Annotated in this window: 18 protein-coding genes and 1 pseudogene; 11 read left to right on the top strand and 8 right to left on the bottom strand. The window is 66.5% G+C overall.

What is annotated here, in order from left to right; genetic code table 11:
• The first annotated feature begins 200 nt into the window (after positions 1-200).
• Positions 201-2186, top strand: coding sequence for an NB-ARC domain-containing protein (locus BJY18_RS33515; RefSeq protein WP_184783857.1), 1986 nt, complete (start codon positions 201-203; stop codon positions 2184-2186).
• Here the strand turns inward: BJY18_RS33515 and BJY18_RS33520 are convergent.
• From BJY18_RS33520 to BJY18_RS33535, 4 genes are read right to left on the bottom strand one after another with little or no spacing between them, the layout of a single operon-like run.
• The gene (locus BJY18_RS33520) at positions 2157-3416 is read right to left on the bottom strand and encodes a hypothetical protein (protein ID WP_184783858.1); all 1260 of its coding nucleotides are present in this window, start codon (positions 3414-3416) and stop codon (positions 2157-2159) included. The genes BJY18_RS33515 and BJY18_RS33520 overlap by 30 nt on opposite strands.
• Complete coding sequence (locus BJY18_RS33525) at positions 3307-3864, bottom strand: hypothetical protein (RefSeq protein WP_184783859.1); 558 nt, start codon at positions 3862-3864, stop codon at positions 3307-3309. Before BJY18_RS33525 ends, BJY18_RS33520 begins: the two co-directional genes overlap by 110 nt.
• A gap of 34 nt (positions 3865-3898) precedes the next feature.
• Positions 3899-5149, bottom strand: a complete 1251-nt coding sequence (locus BJY18_RS33530) for a glycosyltransferase family 4 protein (protein WP_184783860.1) — start codon at positions 5147-5149, stop codon at positions 3899-3901.
• Positions 5146-6153, bottom strand: a complete 1008-nt coding sequence (locus tag BJY18_RS33535; protein ID WP_184783861.1) for a pentapeptide repeat-containing protein — start codon at positions 6151-6153, stop codon at positions 5146-5148. Before BJY18_RS33535 ends, BJY18_RS33530 begins: the two co-directional genes overlap by 4 nt.
• Positions 6154-6216: 63 nt before the next feature.
• Between BJY18_RS33535 and BJY18_RS33540 the strand changes: the two genes are divergently transcribed.
• The 6 genes from BJY18_RS33540 to BJY18_RS33565 all read left to right on the top strand — a co-directional run bounded on the left by BJY18_RS33540 (position 6217) and on the right by BJY18_RS33565 (position 10438).
• Positions 6217-7494 carry an IS701 family transposase gene (locus BJY18_RS33540; RefSeq protein ID WP_184780661.1) on the top strand — a complete coding sequence of 426 codons (1278 nt, stop codon included), beginning with the start codon at positions 6217-6219 and terminating at the stop codon, positions 7492-7494.
• 240 nt (positions 7495-7734) lie between these two features.
• Positions 7735-7953, top strand: coding sequence for a hypothetical protein (locus BJY18_RS33545; protein WP_184783862.1), 219 nt, complete (start codon positions 7735-7737; stop codon positions 7951-7953).
• Positions 7954-7971: 18 nt separating this feature from the next.
• Positions 7972-8199 (top strand): hypothetical protein, encoded by a 228-nt coding sequence (locus BJY18_RS33550; protein ID WP_184783863.1) that lies wholly within the window; start codon positions 7972-7974, stop codon positions 8197-8199.
• A gap of 113 nt (positions 8200-8312) precedes the next feature.
• Complete coding sequence (locus BJY18_RS33555; RefSeq protein ID WP_184783864.1) at positions 8313-9152, top strand: hypothetical protein; 840 nt, start codon at positions 8313-8315, stop codon at positions 9150-9152.
• A 90-nt stretch (positions 9153-9242) separates the two neighbouring features.
• On the top strand, positions 9243-9548 hold the full coding sequence (locus tag BJY18_RS33560; protein ID WP_184780707.1) for a transposase: 306 nt from the start codon (positions 9243-9245) through the stop codon (positions 9546-9548).
• An 11-nt stretch (positions 9549-9559) separates the two neighbouring features.
• Positions 9560-10438, top strand: a complete 879-nt coding sequence (locus BJY18_RS33565) for an IS3 family transposase (RefSeq protein WP_184776787.1) — start codon at positions 9560-9562, stop codon at positions 10436-10438.
• Between the two features lie 27 nt (positions 10439-10465).
• On the opposite strand, the pseudogene BJY18_RS38280 reads toward BJY18_RS33565, so the two are convergent.
• Positions 10466-10617: pseudogene (locus BJY18_RS38280) on the bottom strand (hypothetical protein); the annotation flags it as partial.
• A 752-nt stretch (positions 10618-11369) separates the two neighbouring features.
• Positions 11370-12464, bottom strand: coding sequence for a cytochrome P450 (locus tag BJY18_RS33570; RefSeq protein WP_246459050.1), 1095 nt, complete (start codon positions 12462-12464; stop codon positions 11370-11372).
• Here BJY18_RS33570 and BJY18_RS33575 point away from each other — a divergent pair.
• Positions 12455-13585: an FAD-dependent oxidoreductase gene (locus BJY18_RS33575; protein ID WP_184783866.1), complete on the top strand. Its 1131-nt coding sequence runs from the start codon at positions 12455-12457 to the stop codon at positions 13583-13585. The two genes, BJY18_RS33570 and BJY18_RS33575, sit on opposite strands and share 10 nt — an antisense overlap.
• 117 nt (positions 13586-13702) lie before the next feature.
• The gene (locus BJY18_RS33580; RefSeq protein WP_184783867.1) at positions 13703-14887 is read left to right on the top strand and encodes a cytochrome P450; all 1185 of its coding nucleotides are present in this window, start codon (positions 13703-13705) and stop codon (positions 14885-14887) included.
• A gap of 166 nt (positions 14888-15053) precedes the next feature.
• On the opposite strand, the gene BJY18_RS33585 is transcribed toward BJY18_RS33580, so the two are convergent.
• Positions 15054-15968: an IS3 family transposase gene (locus tag BJY18_RS33585; RefSeq protein ID WP_184783868.1), complete on the bottom strand. Its 915-nt coding sequence runs from the start codon at positions 15966-15968 to the stop codon at positions 15054-15056.
• Entirely contained in the window at positions 15968-16291 is a 324-nt protein-coding gene (locus BJY18_RS33590; RefSeq protein WP_184783869.1) for a transposase, read from the bottom strand. Before BJY18_RS33590 ends, BJY18_RS33585 begins: the two co-directional genes overlap by 1 nt.
• A 156-nt stretch (positions 16292-16447) precedes the next feature.
• On the opposite strand from BJY18_RS33590, the gene BJY18_RS33595 reads away from it, so the two are divergent.
• Both BJY18_RS33595 and BJY18_RS36480 read left to right on the top strand, forming a co-directional pair.
• Positions 16448-16771 (top strand): hypothetical protein, encoded by a 324-nt coding sequence (locus BJY18_RS33595; RefSeq protein ID WP_246459054.1) that lies wholly within the window; start codon positions 16448-16450, stop codon positions 16769-16771.
• Positions 16764-17936: a WXG100 family type VII secretion target gene (locus tag BJY18_RS36480; RefSeq protein ID WP_221458075.1), complete on the top strand. Its 1173-nt coding sequence runs from the start codon at positions 16764-16766 to the stop codon at positions 17934-17936. Before BJY18_RS33595 ends, BJY18_RS36480 begins: the two co-directional genes overlap by 8 nt.
• The last annotated feature ends 1 nt before the right edge of the window (position 17937 follow it).

Consider the following 17937-nt stretch of genomic DNA (forward strand, 5'->3'; position numbering starts at 1 on the left):
TGTGGCGACGCCACTACTGCGACCGACAGTGTGGTCATGGATTTGATCGGCGAGAAACTGCTCGCCGAGAGCGAGGACGGACCGGGAAAAGCGCGTTGGTGACCGATCGTTGACAACCTGTGACGGCGGTGGCTGATCTGGGTAAGGTGGCGGGAGCCGATCGAGGGGGGTGGGGTCATGACTGGTCGCCGGAGGCTGCTGTGCTGAGGTCCGCGCCGCGGCATTTCGTCGATCGGGTCGACGAGTGCCGTGAGCTGGTCGAGCGGTCCCGCCAGCGGCCGGGGGTTTTCGTCCTGCAAGGGATCGGCGGGGTCGGGAAGACCGCGGTCATGCTCCGCTGCGCGCGGGAGCTGCGGCCCTCATTCGATTGTGTGCTGGACGTCTCGATGAGCGCTTCGGCGCAGGCGAAGACGGTCGAGCAGGTCCTCGACGTGTTCCTGCTCCAGCTCGAGGCGAAGCTGATCCCGCCGACGCTGGACGGCAAGATCGCCATCTTCCGGGCGGAGACCTCGCGGCGGAAGGTACTGGTCGTGCTGGACGACGTCGATTCGGCGGAATCGATCCTGGAGCTGCTGCCGGAATCTCCGGAGAGCGTGGTGCTGGCGACGAGCCGGCTGCGCGCGGAAGCGTTCGAGTTCTACGGTTTCACCACCATGCGGCTGGGAGTGCTGTCCGAGCGGCACGGGATGGAGCTGCTGAGCCACGGCCTGGACGAGGCGGTCGTCGAGACGGACGAGCGGGCGCTGGCCGGGATCGCGCGGCTGTCCGGGTATCTGCCGCTCGCTTTGACGATCGCGGGTGCGCATCTTCGGATTCGCCGACATGAGCGGCCGGCGGTTCTGCTGCGCCGGCTGGAATCCGAGTGCGATCTGCTCGCGCAGTTCACAGTGGACGGGGACCGGGAGCTGGAGTTCGTCTACGACGCGTCCTACCGCGCGCTCGCTCCGCTCGAACAGCAGCTGTACCGGCGGCTGGGGGTGCACCCGGGCCTGCAGTTCCCCACCTGGGTCGTTCCCGTGCTGCTGGAGGAGGCGGATCGGTCCTTCGCGGCGGACACCCTGCTCGCGCTGCACCGGTGGACGCTGGTGGTCGAATCGGGCGAGCGGCACGAGATGCATTCGCTCATCCACCTGCATGCGCGAGGTGTGGCGAACGAGCACGAGCATCCCGCCGACGTCCAGGAGGTCCGCCGGCGCCTCGCGGAGGCGTATCTGGACTACGCGGTCGCCCGCGCGCTGGCGTTGTCCGGCCGGCGCCAGTTCGGACCCCGGTTCGACGGCCGGGTGGTTCCCGCCTACGAGCCGGACGACGACGGGCATCGGCGTGCGATCGCCGATCTCGAGTCAGAGGCGGCGAATCTGCGCCAGGTGGTGGAGATGGCGTCGGAAGCGGGGTTCGCGGACCTGACGTGGCAGCTGGCGGAGGCGCTCACGAATTTCCTCTTCCAGCGCAGCCGGTACGCGGACGCGATCGCGGTGCAGACCCTGGGCCTGGCGGCGGCGCACGAGGTGTACGAGAGAACGGGCGAGACGCGTCCGCTGATCGCCATGCACACAGAGCTGGGCAAAGCGTATTTCGCGGCATACACGCACGAGAAAGCGGCCGAGCAGTTCGCTGAGGCCGCAACGCGGATCGCCGGGCTCGGTGATGATCCCGACGCGCTGACGATGCTGGCGAAGACCTTCGTGTGGCAGGGCTTGGTGCACAACCGGATGGAGCAGTACGAAGCAGCGATCGAGTGTTTCGTCCGGTCGGCCGAACTGGTGGAGCATCCGGGATTTCCGGACCGGCTGCGGTCTCGTGAGGAGCGGCTGCTCGACATGAACGGCGCACCGGTCCTGGCCAAACTGGGCCGGCTGACCGAGGCCGTCGCGGCGGGCGAACGCGCGGTGGCGCACTTCGCATCCGACACTGACCGCCACAATCACGCGAAGTCGCTCGCGAATCTGGGCGAGGTACTGACCGCGGCCGCGGATTCCCGCGCCGAGGCGGTGCTGCGTTCCGCGCTGGCTCTGGAACAGAAGCTGGAACTGGTCGATTTCGAAGCGCATACCGCCGCGATTCTCGGCAGGCTGCTCCCGCCGGAAGAAGGCACCCGGCTGATCGAGCACGCGGCCGGGTTGTACGAGCAGCTGGCTGACCAGCGAGCACAGGCGTTACGAGCCGAGATCGAGGACACGCGGTGAGCTGAAGCTGCCACGCAGGACCGTGGTCGCGCAGCTGACGGTGGCCTCGTACGGGAGCGGGTGACCGCTCAGGAGATGCTCGAACACCAGCGCCGCTGCGATTTCCGGGTCCGGGAGCGTTGTTTCGGTCAGGTGCCCCGACCTCATGGCGATGCGGCCGTTGCCGGACGCGGCGACGGCCGCGCGGGGGTGGCGGCGCAGGAGGTCCGCGAGCCCGGAATCGTCGGCCTCCGTTGCGGAAAGCACGATGGCGGCGCGCCGGCGGAGCGACTCGTCGGGGTGGTCTTCGTGCGCGGTGAGAACGGCGTTCGAGAATTTCGCGGATCCGGATCGGTCGATGTCCACGTCGGCGGGGTAGCGGGTGATGCGGAAACGGTCGCCGTGCGACTCGCACACGAGGTAATTCGCCGGTGCGGTGGGTGATGCGCCGCCCGCCGCGGCGGCGACGGGTATGAGGGGCACGGCCGGGCCAGCGGCCGGTTCGGGCAGGCGGAGGTGTTCGTAGAACAGCCGGCGCAGCCGGGCCGCGGCTTCTCCTGGAAAAGAGGTGACGAGGGCGGCGACGTCGTCGAAGCTGCCCGGGCGGTAGGTCTGCACTGCGCGTTCGATCTGGACGTCCAGCGGTTCGCGGCTGTTCAGCCGGGGCGCGGTCGCGCCGAGCAGTTCGCCGACGGACTCCGGCGCCACGTCCGTTTCCGGGAAAGCCGCCAGCAACACGGGAATGTCGAGGCATGCTCCGTACGCGGTGGTGGCGCCGTGGTCGCCGATGACGAGATCGGACGCCAGGAGGACGGACTGCCAGCCCTCGGCCGGAGGCGGCAGGAGCAGACCCGCCCGCCGGCAGTCCGCGAGCCAGCTGCGGACCTGCCATGGGCTGTGGCCGTGCCAGATGTTCGGGTGGATCAACCCGGCGACCCGGTAGCGGTCGCGGTCGAGAGCGCCGATGACCTCGCGGAAAAGCGACGGCTGGCTGCCGAGGAGGGAATTGCGCCACCAGGTGCTCGTGATGGTGACGAGCTTCTGGTGCGGGGCCACGCCGAGTGCTTCGCGATACCGGTCGCGCAGGTGCGAGCTGCGGAGCATCCGGTCGTAGGACGGATCTCCCGCGACGAACGCGGTGTCACGCGCGGCGGGGGTGAGCGCGGTCAGCCGTTCGAACTCCGCCTGGTGGGCGAGCACCAGTGACGACGCGACGGGCCGGCCGTTGTAGAGCAGCCATTCGGGCGACAAGCCGAAGACGGTTTCCGGTTTCCGGTTTCCGGTTTCCGGTTTCCGGTTTCCGGTTTCCGGTTTCCGGTTTCCGGTTTCCGGGAGACTTTTTAGTATACCCCACGCCATGCGGAAGAATCACCAGTGGTGCGGTGATTTCGGTCAGCCCGCCGTGGTTGGCGGCGAGCGCGAGGTCGAATTCGGTGTTGATCGCCTGGGCCCACGGGATCACGATGACGCCGAGGTCGTCGAGAAGGTTCCGCAGCCCGTGGACGAACGGGTCGGATCCGTTCCAGGTGAAGACGAGCTGCACGCGGGAGTCGGAGTCGAAGACCGGGAGCACGTCGAGGAGCCGCAGCAGCGAGGTGACGTGGTGGGCCACGACGAGGACGCGGCGCTGCACCTGCACGGTGGTCCAATGCGGTGCCTGGAGCCCGATCGGCACTTTGGCCGGAGGCGCGGTGAACACAGGCCTCCTCAGGGTCGGCGATGGCGGCGCTCAGTCACCGTAGCCGAGTGTCCGGGCCGCTGTGTGTCAGCCATGGTGCCGTCTGCGTCAGGAAGGTACGGAGGGCGGCCGGGTGGTCGTAGTCGCGCAGTGCAGCCTGTCGGGCCCGGGTTCTCATGGACAAGCGCTGGTCAGCGCTCAGGTGGAGGGCGCGGAGGAGGGCGTTCGCCAGCGACGGCGGCGACTTCGGCGCGCACAGGAATCCCGTGTCGCCGTCGCGGATCTGGTCGCGTAGGCCTTGGCTGGTGGTGCTGATCACGGGCGCGGCGCCGGCTGCGAACGCTTCCATCGGGATCCGGCCGAAGGGCTCGGCGTGCGAGGGCACGACGACCGCCCGCACACGGGGGTGGCGGAGCAGGTGCGCGACGTCCGGTGTGAACCGGGTCAGCATCCGGACCGGCGACGCGAGACGTTCGGCCCGGTCGCGCAGGACGTTCTGATATGGCGTGGGCTCGGGGCTTTCGCTCGTGGCGGCCAGCACCAGAAGGGGGAGCGATACGCCGTCGCGCTCGAGGAGTTCCCACGCGTCGAGCAGGTCTTCGAATCCTTTGTACGGTTCCGCGCGTCCCATCGAGAACACGAACGGCGGGAGATTCGGGACGGCTGAGATGCCGTGGCCGCTCCAGTCGTCCTCGGTCAGGCCGTCGCGCAGGGACACCATCGCCTCGGACGGAACGCCGTAGTCACGATGCAGGTGGTCGGCCATGAACGGCGAGATCGTCGCGATCCGCGCTCCTCCGGCGACGGCCGCGAGCAGGCCGTCCCGTTCCCAGCCGCGGCGTTCGAGGTCGTGCGGTGCGTGGATCGCGGCGCTCGAGCGCGGCGCGAGCACCAGGTGCGGCACCAAGCCGGGGGACAAGGCCGAACCGAGGCCCAGGAAAGGGGCGTCGAACGCGATGATCAGCAGGGGATCCGCTGACCGGCCCAGGGCGTGCAGCCGATCGGCCGTCATCCGCACCAGGTGCCGGAAGTTGCCGAGACGGCCCCAGCGGTTCTGGCCGCCGGTGCCGTTGTCGACCGGCAGGATCGTCGCGTTCCGCAGGAGACGTCGAGTCCGGGCATGCCAGGCGGGATGGTGTTCGGGGCTGCTGCGGTCGAGCCGCAGCGGCAGCACGGCCAGGCGCACACTGGCGGGGAGGAGGTCGGTGAGGGTACGGAGGGTGCCGAAATTGGCGTAGCCGGCACCGGTGCCGCAGCCGTAGAAGCCGTCGTGCACCGCGACCGCGACGGTCGGTGTCGCGGTCATTTTCGCAGGTGCGGAGGCAGGGCGGCGGGCTTGCCGACCGCGTGGGCCAGCTGTTCGGCGGTGAGCCCGGCGACGGTGCTGAGGTCGGCCTCGGCGAGATCCGCGCCGGTGAGGTCCGCGCCCGTGATGTCGATCCGGTCGAGCTTCGCCTTGGACAGCCGAGCCCGCCGCAGGACTGCCCCGCGCAGAACGGCTCCGGACAGGTCGGCGCCGCGGAAGTCGGCCTCGGCGAGCGAGGCGTCCTCGGCCGACATGCCGCGCAGATGTGTGTCACGGAGATCCGCGTGATCGAGGGTGGCTCCGTCGAAACGTGCTGCACAGCCCGTGGCACCGCGCAACACGACGTGGGGCATCGCGGATTCGCGGAGATCGGCGTCGGCCAGATTCGCTCCGGACAGGATCGCTTTGCCGACAAGCGCTCCGCGAAGCGGTGCGCCGCGCAGATCAGCGTGCGGGAGGCGGACGTTCGCCAGGTCGAGCGGATCCGGCGCGCCCGGTGCCGACCGCTCGCGCAGCAGGTCCACCGCGGCGACGACATCCGCCTCGGCCCGGTCGTCGTCCGCGCGGTCCTCGGTCTGCTTGCGCAGCAGATCGCAGACCGACCGCAGGACCGAGGGCCGATCCCGGGGAGAATCGGACATCAACCGGAACAGCGTGCGCACCGAGTTCGCCCGCACGAGCGGGTCGGCCGACGCCAGCCGGCCCCACGCCGTGTCGAACTGGCTGATCAGGTGCTTGTCCTCCTCCAGTCGTTGCTTGTCGCGATCCTGGAAGTACTTGCGGATTCCGAGCCCGGCGGTCACGAGTGCGGCCGCGATGCTCAGACTGGTGAGGAATGCCGAGCGTGCGCTGTTGACCGCCGTCAGCCACTCCACGCGGGAGACGCCTTCTGGCGGGCCGACCGCCCATTCGGGCACCGGCACCCCGAAGAACCAGACGACCGCTCCCAACGCGACGACGGTGGCCGCCGCGATGCCCGCCCCGCGCCATTTTCGCACCTGCATAGTAGTGCTTTGTTAGGTGTGTCGTTTCGGCTGGTCAGGGTGCTGATGTGATCTGCTGTCGGTGTGAAACCGGAGGAGTTAGAGCAGGTCCGTCCGCGGCTGGCGGCGTTCGCCGCGACGATGCTGGGCGGGTTGGCCCGGGCGGATCAACGAGCGAAGGGGGAGCTGTATCTGCGTGGGCTGATGTTGGACGGCAAGCGGAAGTCGATGCAGCCGATGGCCGAGCGGCTCGGGGTGGATCACCAGCAGCTTCAGCAGTTCGTCACCTCCTCCACCTGGGACTTTGTCGATGTCCGGCGGCGGATCGCCTGCTGGGCCGAGGAATTCATCACGCCTGAGGCCTACGTCATCGACGACACCGGATTCCCGAAAGACGGCGTCGATTCTCCCGGCGTCGCGCGCATGTATTGCGGCGCGTTGGGCAAGACCGGGAACTGCCAGGTCGGGGTCAGCGTGCACGCGGTGACCGACTGGGCGTCCGCCGCGATCGACTGGCGACTCTTCCTGCCGCAGTCCTGGGACGAGGACACCACCGCCGATCCTGCTGTGACTGCCGAAATCCGGCGACGTCGCAGCAGGTCCAAGATTCCCGACGACCTGCGGCATCGGGAGAAGTGGCGTCTGGCGTTGGACATGCTTGACGAAATCACGGGCAACGACGATGCCGGCGGCTGGGGTCTGCCCGATCGACCCGTGGTCGCCGACGCCGGCTACGGGGATGCGACCGAGTTCCGGCTAGGACTGACCGAACGGGGCCTGTCCTACGTTCTGGCGGTGAAAGCGACCACCACCGCCTTTCCCGCGGACGCCCTCCCGCAGACCCTGCCGTACACGCCCGGTGTCGGGCGACGGCCGGTGCCGCGTTACCGCGATCAGCCCGTCAACCTGAAAACCCTGGTCATGGCCGCCGGGCGGAAAGCCGGGAAGATGGTGACCTGGCGGCACGGCTCCCGAAAGTCTCCCGGTAATCCCACCGCTGCCCTGCGATCGAGGTTCCTGGCACTGCGCGTGCGCCCCGCCAACCGGGACATCCCCAAGGCCGAGGATGGCAGCCTGCCCGAATGCTGGCTGCTGGCCGAATGGCCGCCCGGGGAACCCGCACCCACCGACTACTGGCTCTCCACCCTGCCCTCCGACACGCGTCTGCGGGAATTGGTGCGGCTGGCGAAGATCCGCTGGCGCATCGAGCACGACTACCGTGAGCTCAAAGACGGCCTGGGTCTTGATCATTTCGAAGGCCGCAGTTTCCTGGGCTGGCATCGTCACGTCACCCTCGCCGCTCTCGCCCAAGCGTTCTGCACCCAGCTGCGCTACGACCCAAAAGCCCCTGCGCCGGCCTGACCCTCTACGCCGTTCTCCGCGAACTCCAGTCCCTGTTCGCAGTCTGGACCGGCGCATGCCACACCTGCCACCAACCCGTTCCTCGGTCACAACAACCGCCCGACCACGAAACCTAACAAAGCACTAATAGGACCATTTCACACTACAACGGCAGAACGCCGCGGGAGAGAGCCCCGGTCCGGCACCGGATCCTCGGCGGCGTCCTTCCCCCTGCCGGGTGCGGTCGTACCACGATATGTTTTGGCTGAACGCGACCGGCAGCCTCCGGCGGTTCCCGATGCCGGTGTCGTTGAACGAGCGCGCGATCGCGCCTTCGACACCGGCCCGGAGGGTCGCAACGGCTCTCACCAGATCCGTTTTCGGCGCGGCCGCTGGCACGTCGTCGACCCGGCGGATCCGGCGGGAGTCCTCGTGCAGGTGGACACAATCTCGGTGGAGTACGAGATTGTGTTGCTCTGACTGGCATGGAGCACGATCGTGCTGCAGGGCCAGCCTGCCCTTCGGCCCGGCGTGCGGGCACTGACCGAGCCGGGGGTCACCGCGACCGGGCTGACCACGCTGCTGGTCATCGCGGGTTACTGCTGCGGTCCGCCACGTACGAACCCGTACGCGACCTCCGACGTCGAGCTCGCGGTCGCGACGGTGGCAGCCCGGTCGCGGGTCGGCGGCCGGGTGCGAAATTGCCGGCGCAAGCCAGCCGCCTGACCACGGCTGCCTTGAGCAACATCCACGGATGGCGGATATCGCACCGCAGTGGCATCGGATACCAGTGGTAGTCGGGTTGCCACGAGTTGTTACGCGGGCGTTGGGGGAAGCCAGTGAACGATTATCTGTCTCTGCTGCCCTCGACGCTGCAGTGGGTGTCCGCGCAGCTGGGCTCGGTGTCGAGCATTCCGTGGCCGTTGTGGATCGGCGGGCTGTTCCCGGTCTACCTCGCGGTGGTGTCCGGGGTGCTGTGGCTGCTGCGAGGCCGGTTCTGGCTGTTGTCGTGCGCTTATCCGCGCACCAGCAAAGGCCGTCCGTGCCGGATTGTCGTCGCCGGGGAATGGGCGCGGTGCCGGCACCACAACCGCCCGCGACGCTACGCGTACGGCCACCAGGTGCAGAAGCTGTATCGTTGGCAGACCTTCGCGCGAGGCGGCGAGATCGTCGACAGCCCGGATCGCGGGGTCGGCATGTTCCGGCTGCGTCCTGGCGGTTCGACGTTGTTGTACGTGCGCGGCTACGCGCGGCCGCCGATGGCGGTCCTGAGGCTGCTCCCCGACAAGGTCAAGGACGGAATCGGGCGGTTACGCAAAGCGCGGCTGACTGCCCCCGCCGCGCCCGAGTACTCGGGCACCGGGCGGGCAGCGGACCTCGCCGATGGGCTGGGTGGCGTGGTGGCGGCCACTCGGTTCGCGACCGCGGCGTTCTGCGTGGCGATCGTGCTCACCGTCGTGGCGATTCCGCTCTCCGGTTTGGCGCAGACGATCCTGCAGTATCTCGCCACGTTGGGCTTCGTGCTCGCCTGGGCGGCGACGTACTCCGGCCTTTACACCCGGAGCGCGACCTGGTTGAGAGGTGCCTGTGTCAAGGCCGCGAAGTGGTGGGCGCTGACGTTCGTGCCGGTCGGGCTCGCCAACCTGGGCTTCACCGTGCTCAACACGTCGCCGTCCTGACGAATCGTACGGCGAGCACATCCGTGAGGTTCCCCCGCTTTCACGGAGAGCTCCAAGCCATGGTCCGATAGGGCCGGAAGGAGGACATCAGTGGCGGCACCGAAGAAGTACTCCGACGAGTTGCGGGCCCGGGCGGTCCGGCTGTACCGGGAGTCTGACCCGAAGCCGGTGATCCGGAAGCTGGCCGAGCAGCTCGGCGTGCATCACGAGGCGTTGCGGAACTGGATTCGCCAGGACGAGGCCGATTGTGGTGAGCGAGCCGACCGGCCGACCAGTGAGATGGTCGAGGAGAACAAGCAGCTGCGCAAGCGGGTCGCGGACCTGGAGCGGGTCAACGCCGTGCTGCGTGATGCGAGCGCGTATTTCGCCTCCGAGATCGGCCCGACCCGGAGGTGATGATGCGGTTCGTGCGTGAGCATCCGCAGCACCCGGTCGATCTCGTATTGCGGGTTTTGGGTATCGCGTCCTCGACCTTCTACGGATGGCTCAAGCAGGCGAAACAGCCCTCGGCGCGGCGGGTAGCCGACGATGGTCTGGTGGCTGAGATCGTCGATATTCACACCTGCTCGGGCGGTACCTATGGCTCGCCGCGGGTGCACGCGATGTTGCGCCGCCGAGGCATCCAGGTGGGTCGTAAACGTGTCGAGCGGCTGATGCGGCGTGCCGGGTTGCAAGGCGCGTTCCTGCGCAAGAAGTGGCGAACCGGGTCTACTCGGCAGGATCCGCGGGCCACGCCGGCGCCGGACCTGGTCAACCGGGACTTCACCGCGGTCGAGCCGAACCGGTTGTGGGTAGCTGACGCTACCCGGATTGTGACTGGTCAGGGCGTGTTGTGGCTCGCTGCGGTCCGCGATGCGTTCTCCAACCGGATCGTGGGCTGGAAGTGCTCGGATCGCTGCGACACCGAGCTGGTGCTGGGCGCGTTGGAGTATGCGGTGTGGTCGCGGCAGGTCCGGGAAGGCCAGCTGATCCATCATTCGGACAGGGGATCGACCTACACGGCGTTTCGGTTCTCGAACCGGTTGGCGGACAACGGGATCGTACAATCGATGGGCTCGGTCGGTGACAGTTACGACAATGCGTTGATGGAGAACTTCTTCTCCACGCTCAAGACCGAGCTGGTCTACCGGAACAGTTGGCGGACAAGGGAAGAAGCCGAGAACGCCCTGTTCGCCTACATTGATGGCTGGTACAACACCCAGCGGATCCAGAAGAAGCTGGACTGGCACTCGCCCACCGAGTACGAGGCCAGCTACCATCAACCGGCCCCCGCCGGAACCAGATAATCCGCTCTCCGGCCAAGCGGGGGAACCTCACCGTCGACAGGTCAGTGGCGTCGTGGAGCGCAGTTGCCAGGGAACGCTGGTGACCATGACGCCGGCCTCGAACAGCAGCCGGCCCTTGAGCCGCCGGGAACTCTTGTTGTGGAGGATGTTTCACGCCAGCGGCTGACGACGTACTCGGGATGTCGGCCCGGACGACGTCGCGGGACTGGTTCGACGTCGCGGTGGCCTGTCGGGTACGGAAGGTGTCATGGTCGGGTTATCACGACTGGCGCAATTGCAATGGCGACACTCCCGCATCGGAATTCCCAGCTCAGTTGGAAGCCCGCAAACCCCGATCGACCGTCACCACACCCCGGTCGCTGACCCCATACCTACGTGTCCGGCGAGCGGCGAGGAACTCACTTCGCGGTCGTCTTCTGTTGCCAGCTCAAACGGCAGTTCGTCGCAGCCTGGGATCTGCAGCGCCATGAGATCATAGGCCTGCCTTTTGACGATGATGTCGACGCACTGCGCGTCACCGCGGACGGCAACAAGGTCATCGTGGGCCGCGTGGTCAACAACTCCTACATTCTCTCCCCACCGCCCAGGACCGGTCACACCTCCCACAACGGTCACCACTCGGCTGTTCAGGCGGGCGCTCTGCAAGGGGACCGAGCGGTGTCCGTAGGTGTCGACGGCACTCCGGCGGTGCGCGACTCCGCGTCCGGACATCTGACTTCACCGTCAACGGACAGCCGGACTCAGCTGCTGTCGACAGCACGCCTGACAGCCACTGCCTCGTGGGGAGTTGAGAAGCCGACGTCGAAGTCCTCGGCCCGAACTTCAACTCGTCGTGCGCACGCGCACGAGATACCCTTGCGAACACACCGTCGCAGTCACCAAAAACGGCCGATACCTTGCCACGACGTCGACAGGCGCAGAATCGGTCGTATCAAGCCGACGCAGGTGTGGCCGCTCCCCAGGTTACGGGGAATTGGTGGATGCCGTAGATGTTCGCGTCGTCCTTGAACGGCAAGGTGTCGGTGTCTACCGCCGGTTGAATGTCCGGGATCTTGTCGAACAGCGTGGTGAACACGATTTCCAGCTCGATGCGGGCGAGGTTTTGACCGAGGCACTGGTGTGGGCCGTAGCCGAACGCAAGGTGCCTGCGGGTGCTGCGCTCGATGTCGATCTCGTCCGGCTGGGCGAACACGCGGGGATCGCGGTTCGCGGTGTTGGTCAACGTGATCACGCCCTCGCCGGCGTGGATCAGCACACCACCGACTTCGACGTCGGCGGTCGCGACCCGGGAGAGGCCGAACTCGGCGATGGTGAAGTAGCGCAGCAGTTCTTCGACTGCGGCCGGTGTCTTCGCCGGGTCATCGCGGATCGTGCGGAGGTGCTCCGGGTGGTCGAGCAATGTCATCGTGCCCAGTGAGATCATATTCGCAGTGGTCTCGTGTCCGGCGACGAGCAGTACCGTTGCAAGCGCCGTGACGGCTTCGTGGTCTTCGGTATTCGCGAGCTGCCGGCTGATCAGGTCGTCGGCTGGATCCTTCGCCCTGGTCTCGACCAGGGCGTGGAGATATCCGACCAGCTCGGAGTGAGTGCGTGTGCGCTCCGCCTGTGTGGCCGTCCGGCTGAACAGCTGCTTGGCTTGGCTCTGGAAGTAGTCGTGGTCGGTGTAGGGGACGCCGAGCATCTCGCAGATGACCAGGGAGGGCACGGGAAGTGACAGTGCTTGCACCAGGTCGGCCGGCTGTGGTCCGGCGAGCATCGCGTCGATGTGGTCGTCGACGATTTCCTGGACCCGTGGTCGCAGCGCCGCCAGGCGCTTGACTGTGAACTCCCCGAGAACCGCCCGTCGTGCCACAGTGTGTTCGGGCGGATCCATGTTGATCAGGGGTGCCCTGGCGCCCGCGGGCAACGCGGGTCCATCGAGCAATCGCGGATAGTTCGGCGCACGGCGATCGGAGCTGAATCGTGAATCCGTCAACATCGTGCGGATGTCGTCATACCGCGACAGCGCCCACTTCAATGAAGACATGTATTTCGTCCGCATTCATTGTCGGGGGCGGCATTGCCGGACTTTCGGCTGCCATCGCGCTCAGCCGCGCCGGGATCCGCTGTGATGTGGTGGAGATCGCGGAGGCACCACTCGGCTCCTCCATCGGAATCAGTGGACGTGCCGCAGAAGCATTAGCCGAACTCGGTGTCTATGATGCCGCACGAGGTTTGGCCCACGTGTGGGAGGTTGGCGCCAACGTGCCCACTGTATCCGACGCAGAGGGGCGTCAACTCAGCCCGGGCCCCACACGGCCTACCTGGCCAGGTGCGATCGAGTCTATCGGAATCTATCGACCGAAGCTGCTTGAAATCATGTCTGAAAAGGCCCGCAGGCTGGGTGCGACGATCCGCCGCGGGTTGACCGTCCGTGACTTCCGATTCGTTGGCGACGCTGTGGTCGTGACCACGACCGATGGTGAGCGAAAGCGGTATGACCTTCTGGTCGGTGCCGACGGAATCAAATCCACCATGCGTGCGAGTCTGCTTCCGGACGCGCCCAGTCCTGCCTATGCCGGGCAACTGAGCATCCGCTGGATGGCACCTGGGCCGGCCCTGCCCGATGAAGGCTGGTTCGTCAGCCCGGTGGGCCAACTGGGTTTCTACTCTCATCCAGAGGGCACGATATATGTGGCGGCACATGTCGACATGGAAGAAGAAGAGCGGCTGTCCGATGAGGAAGTCCACGAGGTGTATCTCCGCTTACTGAACTCCATTTCCGCCCCTCAGGTGGTGGAACTTCGCAAGCGCTACACCCGGGATGCGGAGCTGATCGCCACCCGGTTCGAGTCGATTCTGGTGCCGCCGCCGTGGCACGTCGAGCGGGCGGTATTGATCGGTGATGCGGCGCATGCGACGACTGCTCATCTGGGCATGGGTGGCGGCATGGCGTTGGAGGACTCGGTGGTGCTGGGGCAGTGTCTCGAGGGGGCAGCTACTCTGCCGCAGGCACTGGAGGACTTCATGAAACGGCGCTACGAGCGAGTGCGGACCGTGGTCGAGACCAGCAGGCAGCTCTCCCGGCGGGAGCAGGAAAACGCGGATCCGGCAGGTAACCAGAAGCTGATGACCGAAGCGTTCAACGTTCTGGCCAAGCCATACTGAACTGCAGATCGGGTAGCGGCCGTGCGAGCGACAGCGGTTCGCCACCAGTCCGCAGGAAAGTAGCCTCATCTTTTCGGCCAGGAATCTGTTTTTTTACCTGTAGGTTGGAGTATACACGTGAGTGAACAAGCTTATTCTGTATTGACCTTGGCTCGCAGTTGTCCGTACGCGCCGCCAGCTGAGCATCGGCGCTTGCAGACCGAGGAACCTATTTCACGCGCGACTTTGCCCAACGGTCAAAGCGTGTGGGTGCTGACCCGGTATGACGACGTCCGCACCATGTTGATGGACCCACGGTTCAGCGCTGATCGACGCAATCCGAACTACCCGACGCTCGCCGCGGGACGTCTGATCCCGGAGGGTGCCAGGACGCCGCTGATCAGCATGGATCCCCCTGAGCACGGCCCGGCTCGTCGTGCGGTGCTCGGGGAGTTCACCGCGAAGCGGCTGAAGGCGTTGCGACCTCGGATCCAGGAAATCGTCGACGAGCACATCGAGGCGATGCTCGACGGCCCGCGGCCCGCCGACTTGGTCACGGCCTTGTCGTTGCCGGTGCCCTCGCTGGTCATCTGTGAGCTGCTGGGTGTTCCCTACACCGACCACGGCTTTTTCCAGGCTCGTACGTCACTGCTGTCAGACCGGGCGGCATCGCCCGAGTTGCATGCGAAGGCCCTGGCGGAGCTGGTCGCCTACCTCAAAGATTTTGTCTCGGCCAAGCAGAAGGCGCCGGCCGATGACTTGATCAGTCGCCAACTCGCCAAATCTGATGACCCCGCAGCCGTAACGGTTCTGGCGCAGTTGCTTCTCTCTGCCGGTCACGAAACCACAGCCAATATGATCTCGCTGGGTGCGATGGCCCTGCTTGACCGTCCTGATGACCTTCGTATCATCCGTGCTGACCCGGCGAAGACACCGGCAGCGGTGGAAGAGTTGTTGCGCTACTTCACGATCGGCGAGGTGAGCGGAGCTCGGGTCGCAATAGCCGACGTCGAGCTCGGTGGTGTGCTGATTCGTGCTGGTGAGGGCGTGGTGCCGCTGCTGAACACGGCCGACCGGTCCCCGGAGGCATTCGACCAGCCCGACAAGCTGGACCTCGAACGCGGCGCACGCCACCACCTCGCGTTCGGCTACGGCCCCCATCAGTGCCTCGGCCAGAACCTCGCGCGAATCGAGCTGGAGATCGTCTTCACCACGCTGTTCTCCAAGATCCCGGACCTCCGCCTCGCCGCACCGATCGAGTCGCTGCCCTTCAAGAATTCCGGCTTGGCTTACGGCCTGCACGAGCTCCCGGTCACGTGGTAACCAGTAGCGTGTCGCTGCTTAGGTGTGGCTGGGAGACTGTGGTCCGGCAGGTCGTTCGCCTGCCGCGCGAGCGTGGTTGTCGTGCCTGCAGAGTTGAAGTGGCCGGTTATGTTGTCGGCGCGGGATCTGAGGTTCACCCCGAACAGTGGACAGGGACTTATGCAGTTCAAGCAGCCGCTGTCAGCGACCGCTCGTAGGTGTCGGGACTGAGCATTCCGATCGCGGAGTGCCTCCGCACACTGTTGTAGAACGTGACCCACTTGTCAATCGCTGCAACGAGTTCCGCCTTCGTGGCGTACACGTGTCGGTAGTAGTGCTCGTGTTTGAACGTCGACCAGAACGACTCCGCCGGGCTGTTGTCCCAACAGATCCCGGTCGCGCCCATCGACCGGCGCAGCCCGTGAGCGAAGCACGCTCGCGCCGTCAGGCGGGCCGTGAACTCCCCGCCGCGGTCGGAATGCAGAACCGTGCCACGACACCGGCCGCCGCGTGCGGCCGCTGCGTCGTCGATGGCGTCAGTGACCATCTCGGCACCAATATGGTCAGAAATGCTGTATCCCAACATTTTCCGGGTGTGCCCGTCCCGGATCGCGCACAGGAACATGTCGCCCTCGCCACACGTCAGGTACGTGATGTCGGTCAGCCAGACCGCGTCGGGCCGGCCCCGGTCGAAGTGGCGGTCGACCAGATCCGATGGGAACGACGCGGCCGGGTCGACCACCGTCGTCTTGACTGTGAACGTGCGTGGGCTGATGCCCTCGATCCCGATCGAGGCCATGATTGTGGCGACAGTCTTCGCCGTGACCACCTCGCCCTGATCACGCAGCTCAGCGGTGATCCTCGGCGACCCGTACGTGCCGTGCGAGTCCTGGTGCACCTGGGCGATCTTCACCTCCAGGTCGGCGCGGCGCTGCTGCCGCGGGGTCAGCACCGTTGCCGCGGCGCGTTTGGCGTGGGCGTAGTAGCCGGACGTCGACACGCCCAGCAGTCGCGCCATACGCCGCACCGAGAACCGTGTGCCCCGCGGTGAGGTCTCGTCGGCGGTTTCGGCCAATTCGTCGGGGCCGGCGTACTTGGCCATCAGAGCGAACCGGGCCGGTTCTTCTGCATCGCGGCACAGTACGCCGAGGCTTTTACCAGGAAGGCGTTGTCCTTCTCCAGCTCGGCCACCTGACCGCGCAAGCGCAACAGTTCGGCCCGCTCGGCGGCCTCCAGAGGTTTGTCTCCGTGGACCTCGGCCGCGGTGACCCGGCGCCGTTCGTCTTTGACCCAGACACTCAACATGCCCGCGTCGATACCCAGCTCACGGGAAACCTCAGCGATCGTACGGCCGGAATCGATCACGCGGTGTGCAGCCTCGACCTTGTACTCGGCCGTGTACGACCGGCGCTTGCGAGCAGGCATGAGGACATCCTTTCAGCAGGACGACTGGTCCTGCTAACTCGGTGTCCACTACCAGGGGTGAACCTCAACCTGCACAAAGTAACCCCGTGGTTGCTTATCGTGTGGTCCGATAGGGAGCATGGCCGAGTACGGTGAGTGTTGGAGGGGGTCGTTTCAGTGGTGGACGGGCCGGGGTTCCACGTCGACGTCGACAAGGTGGCGGAGGCAGCGAGCGGGATCAGCCAAAGCGTCACAGACCAACAGGGGTTCCAGCTTCGCGGCCTGTGCGGTGACACGGAACTGTATGGCCATCAGGGTGTGCACGATGGGTTGATGGACTTCTGTACGCGGTGGTCCGACGGCCTGGACATTCTCACTGATGATGCCGACAAGATCGGCACCACCCTCACCAGGGCCGCGAACGCGTACCGCGGCATCGACGATGCGACAGCCCGGACCCTCCGGACCGATCCCGGCCAGCAGGCGGTCAACGATGGCTGAACTCGGCGAAACCCAGGATCCGGCCGCCTTGATCCCCGGCCACCCGGAGGCGATCGAAGAGAACGCACGCGTCCTGCAAGCGCGTGCCGGAGAAGCCGGCAGTGCGGCCGACGGCCTGAAGGCGATCGACACCGGTGCCTGGCAGGGCCCGGCCGCAACAGCATTCCACGACAAATTCTCCTACGAACCCGGAAAATGGTACGCGGCGGCCGACTCCCTGCAAGCCGCGAGCGGAGCGCTGAACGACTACGCCGGCACACTGCGATGGGCGCAAGCTCAGGCGGCCGAGGCCGTCTCCCTGTGGAACCAAGGCCAAGCCGCGACACAGCAGGCCAAGGCGTCCTACGACCAGGCCGCTGCGCAGGCACAAGCGAACAACCAGCCTCCGCCTGTCTTCACCGATCTGGGTGAGAGGCAGCGGCAAGCCGCTCGGGACGCGCTCAACCGCGCCCGTGCCCAGCTCGCGGACAGCGGCAACATCACCGCGCAGACGCTGCGTGACCGTGCCGGTCAGGCACCGCAGAAATCAAGTTGGCTCGACGACGTAGGGGATACGCTCGCGCAGGCCGGCGCGGATGTGGTCAACGCGATGGCGTCGGCCGGGAACGCCATGCTCAACCACCCCCTCGATACCCTCGCGGCCGCGGGCGGCATCGGCCTGACCGTGATCAGCAGTGCCGGGGAAGGCTTGGGCGGAGTCCTGGACGCGACCGGTGTCGGCGCGGTCGCCGGCGTACCGCTCAACATCGCGTCCGCGGCGGGCATTGCGGCCGGGGTCTCGATGACGGGGGCTGCTGTCACGGATCTCGCAGGTCACGCCGCCGGCGACGACCGGGTTGAACCGCTCAAAGTCAACAGCAGCAGCGAGAGCGCGGGAAGTTCCGCTGCGGACTCGTCGCCGCCGTCGGGCGCACAGGACGGCTGGGCCTCCCGGCCGTCTAACAATGGCAAGGGAACCATCTGGCAGAAACCGGGTTCCTCCGGCGACGCGAATTCCGTCCGAGTCATGGAACCCGGCGCGGATCCCCGATACCCGAACGGCTACGTCAAGTTCACCAACGAACACAACCAGCCTGTTAAGCTTGACGGCAAGCCGGGATCCAGGGCGGAAACCCATATCCCACGCAATGCAGACGGATCGTACCCGACCCCGGAAGGATGGTAGC

The organism is Amycolatopsis jiangsuensis (genome assembly GCF_014204865.1).
Lineage (GTDB): Bacteria > Actinomycetota > Actinomycetes > Mycobacteriales > Pseudonocardiaceae > Amycolatopsis > Amycolatopsis jiangsuensis.

Coding starts and splice junctions, on each gene's coding strand:
- BJY18_RS33535 (WP_184783861.1), bottom strand. CDS start 6,153: ATGCAGGTGCGAAAATGGCGCGGGGCGGGCATCGCGGCGGCCACCGTC.
- BJY18_RS33570 (WP_246459050.1), bottom strand. CDS start 12,464: ATGTCTTCATTGAAGTGGGCGCTGTCGCGGTATGACGACATCCGCACG.
- BJY18_RS33590 (WP_184783869.1), bottom strand. CDS start 16,291: ATGCCTGCTCGCAAGCGCCGGTCGTACACGGCCGAGTACAAGGTCGAG.
- BJY18_RS36480 (WP_221458075.1), top strand. CDS start 16,764: ATGGCTGAACTCGGCGAAACCCAGGATCCGGCCGCCTTGATCCCCGGC.
- BJY18_RS33585 (WP_184783868.1), bottom strand. CDS start 15,968: ATGGCCAAGTACGCCGGCCCCGACGAATTGGCCGAAACCGCCGACGAG.
- BJY18_RS33575 (WP_184783866.1), top strand. CDS start 12,455: ATGAAGACATGTATTTCGTCCGCATTCATTGTCGGGGGCGGCATTGCC.
- BJY18_RS33530 (WP_184783860.1), bottom strand. CDS start 5,149: ATGACCGCGACACCGACCGTCGCGGTCGCGGTGCACGACGGCTTCTAC.